This window comes from Paenibacillus sp. J31R120, assembly GCF_056269225.1.
Map to the genome: position 1 here is coordinate 164,138 of NZ_JBWDNN010000001.1, position 15,487 is coordinate 179,624.

17 protein-coding genes and 1 other annotated feature are annotated in these 15,487 nt (G+C 52.2%); all 17 genes read left to right on the plus strand.

Annotated elements, in window-relative coordinates; translation table 11 throughout:
- Positions 1–23: 23 nt before the first annotated feature.
- The gene (locus tag AC0YNW_RS00740) at positions 24–1,412 is read left to right on the plus strand and encodes a bifunctional folylpolyglutamate synthase/dihydrofolate synthase (protein ID WP_475830381.1); all 1,389 of its coding nucleotides are present in this window, start codon (positions 24–26) and stop codon (positions 1,410–1,412) included.
- 7 nt (positions 1,413–1,419) lie between these two features.
- On the plus strand, positions 1,420–2,823 hold the full coding sequence (gene murC / locus AC0YNW_RS00745) for a UDP-N-acetylmuramate--L-alanine ligase (protein WP_387472739.1): 1,404 nt from the start codon (positions 1,420–1,422) through the stop codon (positions 2,821–2,823).
- A 139-nt stretch (positions 2,824–2,962) separates the two neighbouring features.
- Positions 2,963–4,333: a hypothetical protein gene (locus tag AC0YNW_RS00750; protein WP_475830382.1), complete on the plus strand. Its 1,371-nt coding sequence runs from the start codon at positions 2,963–2,965 to the stop codon at positions 4,331–4,333.
- 61 nt (positions 4,334–4,394) lie between these two features.
- Entirely contained in the window at positions 4,395–4,637 is a 243-nt protein-coding gene (locus AC0YNW_RS00755) for a DUF4321 domain-containing protein (RefSeq protein WP_387472735.1), read from the plus strand.
- 63 nt (positions 4,638–4,700) lie between these two features.
- Positions 4,701–5,339 (plus strand): Maf family protein, encoded by a 639-nt coding sequence (locus AC0YNW_RS00760; RefSeq protein WP_475830383.1) that lies wholly within the window; start codon positions 4,701–4,703, stop codon positions 5,337–5,339.
- 70 nt (positions 5,340–5,409) lie between these two features.
- Entirely contained in the window at positions 5,410–6,099 is a 690-nt protein-coding gene (gene radC / locus AC0YNW_RS00765; RefSeq protein ID WP_387472731.1) for a RadC family protein, read from the plus strand.
- Positions 6,100–6,140: 41 nt separating this feature from the next.
- Entirely contained in the window at positions 6,141–7,172 is a 1,032-nt protein-coding gene (locus AC0YNW_RS00770; protein WP_387472729.1) for a rod shape-determining protein, read from the plus strand.
- Positions 7,173–7,233: 61 nt separating this feature from the next.
- On the plus strand, positions 7,234–8,097 hold the full coding sequence (gene mreC, locus AC0YNW_RS00775) for a rod shape-determining protein MreC (RefSeq protein WP_387472727.1): 864 nt from the start codon (positions 7,234–7,236) through the stop codon (positions 8,095–8,097).
- Positions 8,094–8,618, plus strand: coding sequence for a rod shape-determining protein MreD (gene mreD / locus AC0YNW_RS00780; protein WP_475830384.1), 525 nt, complete (start codon positions 8,094–8,096; stop codon positions 8,616–8,618). Before mreC ends, mreD begins: the two co-directional genes overlap by 4 nt.
- A gap of 87 nt (positions 8,619–8,705) precedes the next feature.
- Positions 8,706–9,350, plus strand: coding sequence for a septum site-determining protein MinC (gene minC / locus AC0YNW_RS00785; RefSeq protein WP_387472881.1), 645 nt, complete (start codon positions 8,706–8,708; stop codon positions 9,348–9,350).
- A gap of 3 nt (positions 9,351–9,353) precedes the next feature.
- Positions 9,354–10,145, plus strand: coding sequence for a septum site-determining protein MinD (gene minD / locus AC0YNW_RS00790; protein WP_387472723.1), 792 nt, complete (start codon positions 9,354–9,356; stop codon positions 10,143–10,145).
- Between the two features lie 7 nt (positions 10,146–10,152).
- On the plus strand, positions 10,153–11,304 hold the full coding sequence (locus AC0YNW_RS00795) for an FtsW/RodA/SpoVE family cell cycle protein (RefSeq protein WP_387472721.1): 1,152 nt from the start codon (positions 10,153–10,155) through the stop codon (positions 11,302–11,304).
- A 159-nt stretch (positions 11,305–11,463) separates the two neighbouring features.
- A complete protein-coding gene (locus tag AC0YNW_RS00800; protein WP_475830385.1) occupies positions 11,464–12,453 on the plus strand; it encodes a peptidoglycan DD-metalloendopeptidase family protein in 990 nt (329 codons plus the stop codon).
- Complete coding sequence (locus tag AC0YNW_RS00805; protein WP_387472717.1) at positions 12,446–13,324, plus strand: M50 family metallopeptidase; 879 nt, start codon at positions 12,446–12,448, stop codon at positions 13,322–13,324. Before AC0YNW_RS00800 ends, AC0YNW_RS00805 begins: the two co-directional genes overlap by 8 nt.
- A gap of 35 nt (positions 13,325–13,359) precedes the next feature.
- Positions 13,360–14,589, plus strand: coding sequence for an Rne/Rng family ribonuclease (locus AC0YNW_RS00810; protein WP_475830386.1), 1,230 nt, complete (start codon positions 13,360–13,362; stop codon positions 14,587–14,589).
- 100 nt (positions 14,590–14,689) lie between these two features.
- Positions 14,690–14,778 (plus strand) — a sequence feature (ribosomal protein L21 leader region).
- 14 nt (positions 14,779–14,792) lie between these two features.
- Entirely contained in the window at positions 14,793–15,104 is a 312-nt protein-coding gene (gene rplU, locus AC0YNW_RS00815; RefSeq protein WP_387472714.1) for a 50S ribosomal protein L21, read from the plus strand.
- A gap of 12 nt (positions 15,105–15,116) precedes the next feature.
- Positions 15,117–15,452: a ribosomal-processing cysteine protease Prp gene (locus AC0YNW_RS00820; RefSeq protein WP_387472713.1), complete on the plus strand. Its 336-nt coding sequence runs from the start codon at positions 15,117–15,119 to the stop codon at positions 15,450–15,452.
- The last annotated feature ends 35 nt before the right edge of the window (positions 15,453–15,487 follow it).

The window sequence follows — 15,487 nt, forward strand, 5'->3', positions numbered from 1 at the left end:
CTAAAGCGGAAGAAGGGATAGACATGACAGATACAACGATGCAACAGCATAGGGAGAGCGAAGCTCTCCCTACCTATCAGGCGGCGACGGATTGGATCACGGGCCTTGTGCCGTTCGGCATCCGTCCCGGACTTGACCGGATTGAGGCGCTCATGGAGCGTCTTGGCAATCCGCACCGCCGATTGAAGTTCATTCACGTTGCTGGAACGAACGGCAAGGGATCGGTATGCGCGTATTTGACTAGCGTGCTGTTCCAGAGCGGATATGATGTCGGTACGTTCACATCGCCTTATATCACGAAGTTCACTAACCGGTTTCAATATAACGGCAAGGACATTGAAGAGAAGGATCTGCTGGCTCTGGCTAATGAGCTGAAGCCGCATGTCGAGGCAATCGCGGAGACGGAGCTCGGTTCGCCGACGATGTTCGAAGTATCAACAGCGCTCGCTATTCTTTATTTTGCCAAGGTGACTTTCCCCGATTATGTTGTTTGGGAGACCGGTCTTGGCGGTCGGCTGGATGTGACCAATATTGTCTATCCGGTTATATCTGTTATTACCAATGTCGGACATGATCATATGGACCGTCTTGGCGACACGCTTGCGCAAGTGGCGGAGGAGAAAGCGGGCATCATTAAGCCAGGCATTCCTGTCGTCAGCGCAGTAACACAGCCGGAAGTGGTCGACGTGATTCGGCGGGTAGCCAGCGAGAAGAGCAGCACGCTGTATATGCTCGGCGAACAGTTCAGTGAATCGGCTCTCGATGTGAGGGAGGATGAGCAGCAGTTCCGCTTCCAGGGCATGTTCCGGACGATCGATCCGCTTCGCATCTCCCTTAATGGGGCGCATCAGCGGACGAATGCGGCTGTGGCTGTTATGACATTAGAGGTGCTGCGGCAATATCAGGCGCTTGTCGTCGATGACGACGCCCTGGAAGAGGGATTGCTCAAAGCGGCATGGCCGGGCAGACTGGAGATGGTGAAGCGCGATCCTCGCATTTTGCTTGACGGCGCCCATAATCCAGAAGGTGCGGAGATGCTGGTGAAGGCCTTGAAAGAGACTTATAAGTACGAGCGTCTTCATGTTGTGATGGGGATGCTGGAGAATAAGAATCATCGGGAGACATTTAAGCATATACTACCAATAGTGGATACGCTTATCTTAACCGAGCCCGATTATCGGATGAAGATGGAAGCGCAGGACTTGGCTGCTATCGTACAGGAGCTGCGCCAGGAGCTGCAAGGCGGGAAGCCGTTCGAGCTTGTCATCGAGAAGGATTGGAAGCAGGCATTGCAAACATTACAACAGGTTACCGGGTCTTCGGATCTTGGGGTCGTGACAGGGACGCTTTATTTGATAGCGGACGCTCGCGCCCGCTTGCTGTACAACTCGGATTCTGAAAAAGGTTGGTGAACCGTCTTTGAATACGGCAGAACACGTTCATTTCATCGGGATCGGCGGTTACGGCATGAGCGCGATTGCACGCGTCATGCTGGAGATGGGCTATAAGGTAACCGGTTCCGATGTCGCGCGGCAGGAGCTTACGGAGAAGCTTGCTGCAAAAGGGGCTGATATTTATATCGGCCATCAGCCGGAGCATGTGCGAGGCGCCGATCTGGTCGTGTACTCGACAGCTCTGACGAGCGACAATGTGGAGCGCAGAGCGGCGGAAGAACTTAATATTCCGGTGCTGCATCGCGCCCAAATGCTGGCAAGGCTAATGAATGCGGGGAAGGGCGTTGCCGTAGCGGGAGCGCATGGCAAGACGACTACTTCCTCCATGATCGCACTTGTCATGGAAGCATGCAAAGCCGATCCTACTTACATCATCGGCGGAGAAATCGTTAACGTTGGCACCAACGCGAAAGCCGGAAAAGGTGAATATGTGGTGGCGGAAGCGGATGAGAGCGACGGCTCCTTCCTGCAGTATCATCCCTCCATCGGGATAGTTACGAACATCGAGCCGGATCATCTGGAAAATTATGATGGCGACTTCGAAAAGCTGAAAGCTGCCTACGTGCAGTTTCTTCAGCAGGTGAAGGATGGCGGCAAAGCAATCGTCTGCGCCGACAGTGAGACGGTAAGGGAGCTTCTGCCTCATATCTATAAGGATGACGCGGACCGTGAAGCGTCCCAGCTCGTTACGTTCGGCATTCATGAGGACGCGATGTACAAGGCAGACAATGTCATTCTTGGCGACCGCAAGGTATCCTTCGATATGTTAAAGCACGGCGTGCTGCTAGGCAATATCGAGCTGTCTGTTCCCGGACTTCACAATGTGTCGAACGCGATGGCGACCGTCATAACCTGTCTGGAAGCGGGCCTTGATTTCGACGCGATCAAAGCGGCGATCAGCTCCTTCCGCGGAGCTAAGCGCCGGTTCCAGGTACTCGGGGAAGTGAATGACATTCTCGTTATTGACGATTATGCTCATCACCCGACTGAGATTCAAGCGACCATCAGCGCGGCCAAGGCAACAGGGAAACGCATCATTGCCGTATTCCAGCCGCAGCGCTATACGCGAACGTTTTTCCTGTTCGAGCAATTCAGCAGATCGTTCTCGGAAGCGGATGAGGTTATCATTACGGATATTTACTCTCCGGCTGGCGAGAAGCAGATCGAAGGCGTGACCTCCGGCAAGCTGGTTGAGCTGATTCGCAAGAACAGTCATGCCAAAGCGGAGTATATCGCAACCAAGGAAGAAGTGCTCAGCGTGCTTAAGGAGCGGGTCGCTCCAGGAGATCTGGTGATCACGATGGGTGCAGGCGATATTTGGAAAGCGGCTGACGCTTTGGCCAAATATTTGACTTCCGTATCATCTTGATTCTTTAAACGAATAATATATGAAGCGAGGCTGTCTTTAGACGGCCTCGCTTCTTTTTTTGAATCTCTCATTATCCCGTCATAACTCTCTTTTTCATTTCATAGACTAATAGCAGACAATGGGACGAGGAGAGATGGACATGAAGCCAAACAACCGGATAACCTATCGTTTTGATCAGCAAGGCCAGCAGATCGGCAACAAGGAAGACAAGCAGCCGCGAATGGACGAGCAGCGGAGGAAACAATCGCCAACTGGCAATGTAATCCCCTTATATCAGCCGTTGGCTTCGAATGTTATAGATGACACTCATCCATGGGAGGGCGCCTTCCATGAGGATGTCGGCGCACTGGAGAAGATGATCCGTGATTCTGCCGATGGTTCAGAGGAGCAAAATCATGCGGCGCAAGCGGGGTTCCGAGGCCCAAAACGGAACCATAGCGCAGATCGGGAGTCTGAGGAACACCAGAAGCTTGAGTTGGCTGATCCGTGGTCTTCCCTGCAGCATGATATTTCCATGCCGGAAGTGAAGGAGAGAAAGTCTGCATCTGATTGGGGCGGCGATCGTGACCATCAGCCGATGCTGGAGGAAGAAGGGCCGATTGTTCGCAAATCAGGCGGACCATCATGGTTCAACGTCTTCCTGTCGGTTGCAGGTGCGCTGGCGACGGGCGCTCTGTTCGGTTACTTTATTCTGACCTTGTTCACGGGCGGTATCATCTGGCCTGGAAGCGCCCAGAATGGCGAGTCGGTAGAAGGGAATGGTGTCACGTTGGACGATGTTGTGAATCTTCCAGTCACCGGAGCCATCGGGGAAGAAGGCAAGGAGAATACCGGTACAAAGACTCCGCCTGCCGCGCAGCCGGATAAGCCTTCCGCTGCAACGGTAAGTCTGGGCGGAGAACAAGCGTATTCAGTGCTGCAATACGGCGTGTTCAAAGGAACGGAGGGACGCGATGAAGCTCTTAAGCAGCTTGCGGCAAAAGGATTGCCAGGCGCCACGATTCATTCGGGAGATTCCTATTATGTGTATGCGGGTCTAGCGATGAACCAGAAGGAAGCCGGGGTGCTGGCTGCCCAGATGCCAGATATGCTTATTTACAAAAAAGAGCTGAAGCTTGCTCTCCCGGATCAGCTTGCCTTCACAGGCAGCGAAGATGACGCCAGGCTGTTCTTTGACCGCACGCATGGACTGGTTGCTGCGTGGTCGTCGCTGATTGTGACGCAATTGGAGCAGGCCGAGCTGTCCCCAATCGGAGGAGCTGCATCCAAGGCGTGGCAAGACAAGCTCAGTGAATGGAAGACCTCTGCCGAGACGATGAAAAAAGGGGTTGGCAACGGCAAGGAAGGTGATCATCTAGTGAAGCTGACGGATGCGATCAGCGATGTCGGCGACGCGATGCTCGCTTATGACAAGGCGACGAGCAAAGCGAATCTGTGGAAGGCTCAGGAAGCCTTGATGCGCGCTGTACTGGCCCAAAAAGAATGGTTCGAGTCTATGAGCGCATTGTAAAGAGCGGGCAACCTGCGTATAATAGAGTTAGGTGTCATTTCGTGGCGAAAGGGATTGAACGATGAAGAAAAATGGCTGGATCCTTTTCTTGTTTATCGTGCTTGGACTTGTAGCCGGCGCTCTTGTAGCCCGCTGGCTGGAGCCCGTTCAAGGGCTGTCTTTTTTGACCAAGCCGATCGTGACAACCTGGTCGCCTGCGCTTGACTTGTATGTGCTCAGCTTTGATTTCACGCTGAAATTGCAACTGAGCCTGTTCAGCATCGTTGGGGCGGCGCTCGCTATTTGGCTGTATCGCAAGATGTAGGATGCGGTCCGGCGATTGGACCATTATCGCGATTGGATAGGCAATCTAAGGAGAATACGAAGCATGACAACCAATCAAAATGTAATCGAATCGATAAGCCGGATCGTACTGGCTTCATCGTCACCGCGCCGGAAGGAACTGGTCGCATCTTTAGACCTTTCCTTGCCGGTTTATATTTTGTCTACGGATGCGGATGAGACGGTCCTTGACCACTGGACACCGCAGATGACCGTAGAGGAGCTCAGTCTGCGCAAAGCGACAGCGGCGCTGGCGATGCTTCGCAAGCGGGAGGACAAGATCGCCGGAACCTCCGATCTAATTATTGCTGCAGATACGATCGTGGCGCTGGATGGAGATATTCTGGGCAAGCCGCGGAACGACGATGAGGCGGCAAGCATGCTGGAGAGGCTGTCGGGACAACACCATGACGTCTTTACAGGTATTGCTTGCATCGCTGCGGATTCCGGCAAGACGCTGGTCGCTAGCCGGAGAACCAAAGTGAAAATGAAGGAGCTTGGCATCGAGCGAATCAGGCGCTATGTGGCGACTGGCGAGCCTCGGGACAAGGCAGGCTCATATGGCATTCAGGGACTTGGATCTACATTTGTGGAAGAAATCGAAGGTTGTTATTTCAACGTCGTCGGCCTTCCATTGTCGTTATTATCCGATATGCTGGAGCATTACGGCATACGCACTGTTTAAGGGAATGTATGACCGCGTCTTGAAGAGGGATGAAGTATCATTATTTTGAACAAGAAAGCAGGTTAGGGACATGGTTGCGCATACATCAGGTTTGCGGAATGTCCCCCATGAAGAACGTCCAAGAGAGCGCATGATGACATATGGGGCTGAAGCTTTAAGCCATGCGGAGCTGCTGGCAATATTATTGCGGACAGGCACCCGGAATCAGTCTGCTGTACATGTAGCAGGCACGATTCTGAAGCAATGCGGAAGTCTGCGCAATTTGATGGACATGAGCATGGAAGAGTTGACGGCCATATCCGGAGTTGGTCCGGCCAAGGCGCTCCAGCTGCGTGCTGGGATCGAGCTTGGGCGGCGTATTACAAGGAGCAGGCTTGGCGATGTCACGACGGTGAGAAGGCCGAAGGATGCTGCCGACTATATTATGGAAGAGCTTCGTTACCTCAAGAAAGAGCATTTTGTATGTATGTTTCTCAACACCAAAAACCACATTATTGCCCGGGAAACATTGTCAGTAGGAACGCTTAACGCATCGCTTGTGCATCCAAGAGAAGTGTTTCGGGCAGCGATCAAATATAACAGCGCATCTATTATATGCGCACATAATCATCCTAGCGGCGACCCTGCGCCAAGTCCGGAGGATATCTCCTTGACGGGGAGATTGGCGGAAGCGGGGCAGTTGGTCGGAATTGAACTGCTCGATCACCTGGTTATCGGAGACGGCAGATTCGTCAGTTTGAAGGAGCTAGGCCATCTGTAATATAATATAAGGGATTGTCGTAATGAGAAGGGAGCAAGAACATGTTTGGAAGCTTTTCGAAAGATTTGGGTATTGATTTGGGTACGGCAAACACTCTTGTTTATGTAAAAGGAAAAGGCATTGTCGTAAGAGAACCATCGGTGGTGGCTCTGCGTACTGATACAAAAACAATCGAAGCGGTTGGCGAACAAGCCAAAAAAATGATCGGCAGAACACCGGGCAACATCCGCGCGATCAGACCGATGAAGGACGGCGTTATCGCAGACTTCGATACAACGGCGACGATGATCAAGTATTTCATCCGTTCCGCTCAGAAGCAGCGGTCGTTGTTCCCCCGTCATCCGAACGTGATGGTCTGTGTGCCTTCCGGTATTACAGCTGTCGAGCAGAGAGCGGTAGAGGATGCAGCCAAGCAAGCAGGCGCGCGCGAAGCGTTTATCATCGAGGAGCCGTTCGCAGCGGCTATCGGAGCCGATCTTCCGGTATGGGAGCCGACTGGCAGCATGGTTGTCGATATCGGCGGCGGTACGACTGAGGTTGCCGTTATCTCGCTGGGCGGCATTGTAACTAGCCGTTCGATCCGCGTAGCGGGCGATGAGATGGATGAGGCGATTATTCAATACATCAAGCGACTCTATAATTTGATGATCGGCGAGAGAACGTCGGAGCAGCTCAAGATGGAGATCGGATCGGCGCTTCAGCTGGACAAACCGGAGACGCTTGAGATTCGCGGCCGCGATCTGGTATCGGGCCTTCCGAAAACACTCGCGATTACATCGGATGAAATTACGGATGCGCTGACGGATACGATTAATGCAATCGTCGATGCGGTCAAGATTACGCTAGAGAAGTGTCCGCCGGAACTGTCCGCCGACATTATGGATAGAGGGATTGTGCTAACAGGCGGCGGAGCTCTGCTACGGAATATGGACAAGCTGCTGCAGCGTGAGACGGGGATGCCGGTTATCGTAGCTGAGAATCCGCTGGACTGCGTGGCAATCGGAACGGGTCGTTCGCTCGATAACATCCATTTGTTCAAGAACAGAGGCTCTTCGGGACGTTCCAAGCGCTAAGCCGGTTTACAATTAACAGGAATGGATAAGGGATGGGCAGGTGATCGGGCTGTTTAATCTAATGAGGAATAAGCGAGTATTCATGCTTATGATCGGATTGATATTGTTCATTGCGATCATCGGCTTCTCATTAAGTGATCGCAAGGAGCTGACCTGGCCGGAGAAGTTTCTAAAAGATACAACCGGTTACGTGCAGCAATGGTTCTACAAGCCCGCTGGTTATATAGCGGGCTTCTTTGAGGATATCGCAAAACTGCGTCAAGTCTATGAAGAGAACGAACAGCTTCGCCTGACTGCGGCGGCTTACGCCCGCGACAAGGTGAAATATAATTTCATTCAGAAGGATAATGAGCGGCTGCAACGGGAGCTTAATTTCACCGAGCAGCAGAAGCAGATGCACAACTATAATTACTTGATCGCGCAGGTTATATCGGTTAACAACGATGCGAACAATCGCACGATGAACATTAATCTGGGCTCGAAAAACGGCATTAAGCCGAATATGGCGGTGACGACAGTCGACGGACTGATCGGCTTGGTCAGCTCTGTCACGCCTTATACGGCTGCTATTACGCCGATTACCGAGCTGAATGAAGTATCCATTACGTTTAACTCCATTGCCGCTACGATTGAGGGACGGGAGAATGAATCGTTCGGTATCTTAAGCAGCTACAACCGCGATACCGGCATGCTGGTCATGACGAAGATTGCCGAGACTGACAAGATGGAGATCGGCGATACCGTCATTACATCAGGTCTTGGCGGCATCTATCCACGCGGACTCCGCGTCGGTACTGTGGAGACGAAGCAGGTCGGCGATTTTGGCCTGACGTATACCGCCTCAGTTAAGCTGTCTGCCAGCTTCGATCACTTGACGGAGGTATTCGTCGTTCAGCCGCCGGAGACACCGGAGGAGCAGGAATGAGCATGAATCGGATAGTTGGCCTCATGCTGCTTCTATTCCTACTTGAGGGCGCCATTATGCCGTGGATTATTCCAGCCGGGTTCGGGGATCGGATCATTCCGCACTTTATTTTTGTCATTGTGCTTTATTCGGCTCTCTATGGCAATCGCCACCAGGCATTAATGCTGGGTGCGGGCTTTGGCTTGCTGCAGGATTTGATCTATTATGGGCATTTGATCGGCGGACATTTCTTCATGATGGGTCTGATCGGCTATTTTACCGGCGTGCTGCTGGAGCGCAAGCGCGTGACGGTGATGATGGCGCTGACGGTCATCGGCTTTGCTTGTATCGTATACGACACGGCATTGTTCTATATCTACAAAGTATTCCGAATTACCGATGCTGCCTACGCATGGGCGCTGCTGAATCATATATTGCCAAGCTTGTTTCTTCAACTCGCGTTCGCGCTTGCTTGCTATATTCCGGTCAGACGCATATTCGAATCCCGCAGCAAGGCTTTGCCTGATAATGACGATGAATAATCCAGCTTGCAATTGCAGGAATTCGGCATAGCCAGCAAGAATTCATTAGGTTGGGGAGGGACGGTTGTGACCGAGAAGCAGCATATCATGATTAAAGGCGTCAAGGAAGGTCTATTGTTCCTTCTCGACGATCAATGCGAATTCGATGCATTGCTAGCCGAATTGCAATATAAGCTGGAGAAGACTCACCAGCAGTTGCTGACCGGACCGCTTGTTCATATTCATGTCAAGCTGGGTTCGAGAATAGCTACTGATGAGCAAAAGGAGCAGCTTGCAAGCATTATCCGAGCTCAAGGCAATCTCATCATCGGATCGATGGAGTCAGATTTGCCGGAGCCTTTGGACCATACATCAAACACATCCAAACTTCATGTCATCACGTCTATCGTGCGCTCGGGGCAGACGCTGGAGCATGACGGCGATCTCTTGCTGATCGGCGACGTGAATCCGGGCGGTACCTTGTTGTGTACGGGCGATATCTATGTACTGGGCGCGCTGCGGGGAATGGCTCATGCCGGTGTAGCGGGGCGGATGGATGTCGTCATTGCTACGTCTCTTATGAGGCCGACGCAGCTGCGTATAGCGGATGTCGTAAGCAGACCGCCGGAGGAATGGCTGACCGGAGACGCTGCGATGGAGTTTGCTTATTTGGAAGAAGGACAGATGCAAATCGACAAGCTATCTCAATTATTCCGAATCAGGCATAATCCTATAATGTTTAAAGGGGTGTAGAGCATGGGAGAAGCGATCGTGGTAACATCGGGCAAAGGCGGAGTAGGCAAAACGACGACCTCAGCCAATATCGGAACAGCGCTTGCGCTGCTCGGCAAAAAAGTATGTTTGATTGATACCGATATCGGGCTTCGCAACCTGGATGTTGTGATGGGCCTCGAGAATCGGATTATATATGATCTGGTAGATGTAGCGGAAGGACGCTGCCGCCTGAGTCAAGCACTTGTCAAAGACAAGCGGTTTGATGAGCTGTATATGCTCCCCGCTGCTCAGACAAAGGATAAGGATTCCGTCAAGCCGGATCAGATCCGGAATATGGTGCAGGAGCTGAAGCAGGATCATGATTATGTGATCATCGATTGCCCAGCAGGCATCGAGCATGGTTTCCGCAACGCGATTGCGGGAGCGGATCGCGCGATTGTGGTGACAACGCCGGAGAATGCCGCTGTTCGAGATGCGGACCGCGTCATCGGCTTGCTGGAGGGTGATAAGATCCCGTCCAAGCTTGTTATTAACCGTATCCGCCAGTCCATGGTGAAGAACGGGGAAATGCTTGATATTGACGAGATCTGCCAAGTATTAGCCATTGATTTATTGGGGATTGTGCCGGATGATGATAAAGTTATTTCAGCGGCCAATAGCGGTGAGCCGACCGTCATGAATCCGGCTTCCAGGGCAGCGATCGCCTATCGCAATATTGCACGCCGCATTCTGGGCGATATGGTGCCGCTTATGGTGCTGGACGAAAAGGCGGGTGCCTTCAAGCGGTTCCGCAAGTTCCTGGGAATAGGATGATTGCCTTGTGCTTAACAAACTGAAAAAACTGGATTGGGGCATCTTGATCATTCTAGCTTGTCTGATGGGGATTAGCGCACTCGTAATCCACAGTGCGACAGCCAACAATCCGATGTATCACAATAATGACATGAAGCAATTGGCTTTCTTCGGCCTTGGCTTTATCGTCGCCATTGTATCCGTACTGTTCGACTACCGCATCGTGCTGAAGTTCTGGTATGTATTTTACGGCATAGGAGTTGCGCTGCTCATCCTGGTTTATTTCTTCGGAGCCGAGATTAACGGTGCCAAAGGATGGTTCAGACTCGGAGAGTCGATCAACTTCCAGCCAGCGGAAATGATGAAGATTATTCTGATTATCGGCATTGCTTATATTATGGGCAGGCGGCAAGGCGATAAGCTGAACTTTACGAACGATATCCTCACAATCGGAGCGTTTGTATTTCTTCCGTTCCTGCTCGTTATGATACAGCCTGACCTTGGCAATGCCATCATCTATCTGGTTATCGTCATTGGCATGTTGTGGATCGGCAATATCAAATATACCCATGTCGCGATCGGACTTGCGATTGTCGTAGGCAGCATTATGCTGTTCGTCTTTCTGTTCAACAGCTTCAACACGGAAATCAAAGAATATTTGGATGGACACAAGAAGACGCACTGGTATGAACGCATCAATACCTTCATTAATCCAAGCGAAGCCAGCGCGGATGCGCGGCGTCAGTCGCTGAATGCGCAGATCGCGATCGGATCGGGCGGCTTAAACGGCGACGGCTTCCTGCAAGGCGATATGAAGAACGGGGGATTCGTTCCATACACCTATTCGGATTCGATTTTCGTCGTCATAGGGGAAGAGTTCGGATTCCAGGGCGCGGCGGTGTTGTTGCTTCTCTATTTCCTGTTGATCTATCGAATGATTATGATTGCCTTCAAGTGTTATGACAGGCGAGCCTCATTCATTGTCATCGGGGTTGTATCCATGTTCGTATTCCAAATCTTCCAGAACATTGGCATGATGATCGGATTAATGCCAATTACGGGTATTACGCTTCCATTCATCAGTTATGGCGGCACATCGCTGCTTCTCAATATGCTGTCCATCGGGCTGGTATTCAGCATAAAGGCGCATCAGGAAGTTTATGAGCTGGCCGATAATTAATAGTCGAAGAACAAGCATTGGATGCTGGAGCTCCGCTCTGGCAGACGATGCTTTTTTTGTGTAGCGCAAGTGCGAATACTTGTCTCCTTCCTCTCATAATTATGAGTGAAGAGATCTGGGCGGCAGCGGGAGCGGTCGCCGATTCGGGGAGGACAAGCCATGGGACTTAGAGATGACGTGAAGCAGCGCAGACATGAGAAAATTAGAAGTCTGCTCCATCATTATAATGAGTCACCGGACAATGGACCGGATAAGCAAGCCAGTGAATGGAACTCCGGCCCAGGCAGCAACATGGATGCCGGTACAACGCACCAAGAGGAAAAGGTTGCGAGGCATAACGCTGACAAGACCTTGCGGTCTGCTGTTGATCCTTCCGCTTCTGGCAAAGGAAAGGCGAGACCGCTTGATCCGGAGCTGGCATGGAAGCAAAATCCGAATCCTTGGGCTACCTGGGATGAGGAACGGCAGTCGGGAGGGACTCGAAGCTACGTGAAATCGCAGCATACGGATGACTTTGATCCGCCGGGATCAAGCGGGTGGAGGAGATTTCGCAAAGAACTGGCATGGAAATTTGCGGTATCCGTCGCATTATTTGGCGGGATCTGGGCGATGTTTGAAACCGAATATCCCTGGACGGCAAAAGGCCAGGCTTTTGTATCGGAAGCGATGACGAGCGAGATTGATTTTGCCTCTGTGGCTACTTGGTACAAAGATGTATTTGCGGGGGCGCCATCCTTTATTCCGATATTCGGAGGCAATAGCGGTCAGGCGACTTTGGTGGACGGTCAGCCGAAGCAGCCGGTCGTCTCTCCTTTAGAGAATGCGACGGTGGTCCGGACATTCGCCGAATTGCTGAACGGCGTGGAGTTGGCGGGCGACCCGGAGGCGGCTGTCGTGGCGGCAGAGACGGGAAGGGTCATTCAGGTTTCGGTACAAGGGGACAGCGTATTGATCCAGCATGCCAATGAGCGGACGACTATATACGGCAAGCTGGCGGCGGTGAATGTAGCCGTCAATGATTGGATTGAAGCGGGACAGACGATCGGCAAGCTGCAGCCGGCCGGGTATGACGGCCATAGCTTCCTGTATTTTGCGGTGAAGCAGAAGGACCGGTACATGGACCCGCTGGACGTGATACCGATTGATTAAATGGGGAGGCATACGCTGGTCGATTCATCCCTTATTCGTAATCGTGATGCTTGCATCCGCCATAACGGGATATTTTGCCGAGCTGCTTACGCTTTTTATTATTGTATTGGTTCATGAATTAGGCCATGTCGTCGTTGCCAAAGGGTTCGGCTGGACCATCCGGGAAGTGAAGCTTCTTCCCTTCGGCGGCGTGGCGGAAGTCGAGGAGGCAGGCGGCATATCGGCCAAAGAGGACGCGATCGTAGCTATCGCGGGACCTCTGCAAAACGTATGGATGGGCGCGCTTGCCTGGGGACTAGGCGCGACGGGTGTCTGGGATGAGGCATGGGCTCAATATGTGGGCGGGGCCAATCTGATGATTGCCTTGTTCAATTTGCTGCCCATTTATCCGCTTGACGGGGGGAAGCTGCTGCAAGCGCTTCTCAGCTATATGATGAATTATTACCGCATGCTGATTTGGTCCGCACGTTTAAGCCTGTTATTCAGTACTTTCATGCTGATAAGCGCTTTTCTTCCCCTCCTCGGCGGGGGAGGCATTCAGCTCAATCTCTTTATTGTCGGCGTGTTTCTATTACTCTCGAACTGGACATACCATCGCAATATCCCTTATTTGTTCTACCGCTTCCTTACCCATCGCAGCAACGCAGCCTCTGAAGCGGGAGACCAAGGCAAGTCTGTCAGCCCGCTTATCGTAAACGGCACACAGTCGATTCTATCCGTCGCCAGGCTGTTCAGCAGGGAGCGCTATCATCTTGTCTATGTGATGGATTCCGCTGCACCGGGCTTGCTTGTGCTTACGGAGGGCAAGATCGTAGAGGGCTGTTTGTCGGGACTAAGCCCGTATCGTGCAGTGAGCGAGCTTTTCAGTTAAACTAGAGAAAAGGCTTGCTGGGAGGGACGGTATGGATGAAACAATTGCTGATGCATATTGAAGGGGATGCGCTGCAAACGGTTGTTTTGCGGGACGGCTGTCTGGACGAGTTTTTTATGGAGAGATCCGGTGGCTTAAGCCTCGTCGGCAATGTGTACAAGGGCAGGGTCGTAAATGTACTGCCGGGCATGGAAGCGGCTTTTGTGGATATCGGGCTCGGCAAAAACGCATTTTTGTACATCGATGATATGCTTCATCCTCATGCGGACAAGCAGCCTAAACAGAAGCCGGCGGTTGCCGATATTTCATGGCCAGGGCAGGAGCTGGTGGTGCAGGTCGTGAAGGACCCGCTCGGTGGCAAGGGAGCGCGTGTAACGACACACTTCAACTTGGCGGGTAGATGGCTGGTCTATATGCCGAGCGCGGGCTACGTTGGTGTATCCAAGCGGATCGACAGCGAGGCGGAGAGAGAGCGTCTGCGGATGCTTGGCGAGCGTCTGCGCTATGATGACGAGGGCATCATCATGCGAACGGCAGCAGAAGGCGAGGGCGAAGAATCGCTTGATGCGGACGTGGGCAAGCTGCGTGATCTGTGGCGGGCAGTAGAAGCGCGTGCTGCCGAAGCAAAAGCGCCGGCAATGCTCCACAGCGAAGCTGGACTTATGCATCGTGTCGTACGCGATTCACTCATGCTGGATATCGATGAAGTATGGATCGACGGTCCGTCGCGATTCGACGAAGCTTCGCGGCTGCTGGCAGACATGGCTCCTGCGCTTAAGGAACGGCTGCGCTTATATGAGCCGGATGGGAATCCCGGCGGTTTGTTCCAGGCTTTTGGAGTTTCTGCGCAGATCGAAGAAGCGTTCGGCAGACGCATTCCGATGAGAAACGGCGGCTATCTGATCTGGGAAGAAACGGAAGCGCTCACTGTCATTGATGTCAATACGGGCAAGTACACGGGAACGGACAATCTGGAGGATACCGTCTTCCGCACCAACATGGAAGCGGCTGAGCTTATATCCAGGCTGCTTCGCGTACGGGATGTTGGAGGTATTGTCGTCATTGATTTTATCGATATGCAGCAGGACGACAGCAAAAGCAAAATTTTGTACAAAATGACAGAAGAGACCAGGCGCGACGGCACCAAATGCACCATCGTCGGATGGACAAGGCTTGGCCTGATGGAGCTGACGCGCAAGAAGGCGAGAGACAATGCGATCCGCCAGATGAACGGCGTATGCAAAACCTGCGGACGAGGCAGTTAGTCGGGCTTTGCAGGGCGTTCCTATCATTAGAATGGAAATAGGTTGTAATAGATTGACGGTTGTGATAAACTGTTTGGGTGTATGTTCCGTATCTAGAGGTGCGAATGTACAGGTACCGCTCCGATCAGGTACATAAGCGCACTGGCTTTGGCCGTGTGCCACCTACATCAGGCGAGTCTTCGAAAATAAGGAGGTGCACCACAATGTTCGCAATTATCGAAACTGGCGGCAAGCAATACAAAGTTCAGGAAGGCGATGTTATCTACATCGAGAAACTGGACGGCAACGAAGGCGAAAACGTAACGTTCGATCGCGTTCTGGCCGTATCCGGCAAGGACGGATTGGTTACAGGAGCTCCGGTTGTATCCGGCGCAACGGTAACTGGCAAAGTCGAGAAACACGGCAAAGGCCAAAAGATCACCGTTTACAAATACAAAGCCAAAAAGAACTACCGTCGTAAGCAAGGTCATCGTCAGCCTTACACAAAAGTAACAATCGGAAAAATCCAAGCGTAAGAGGATTGTTCTATGATTACTGTTACGTTTGTACGCAATGAGACTGACAAGCGCATCGTATCATTTGCGGTCGAAGGACATGCTAAATATGCGAAGCCCGGCAAGGATATTGTCTGCGCCGGCGTGTCGGCGGTATCGGTCGGCACGGTGAATGCGATTGAGACATTGGCGGGGCTCGAGCTCCCGTACACGATGAAGAACGGCTGGCTGTCTTCGGATATTCCGGTTCTGCCCGATGCGGAAGCGGATGGCCGTATGCAGCTGCTGCTTGAATCGATGGCGGTTATGCTCGAGACGATCGCTACATCATACGGCAAGCACGTCGTTATACAGGAGCGGCTGCAATAAGCGGCTCCACCCGGCAAGGCAACAACTTAAGAAGG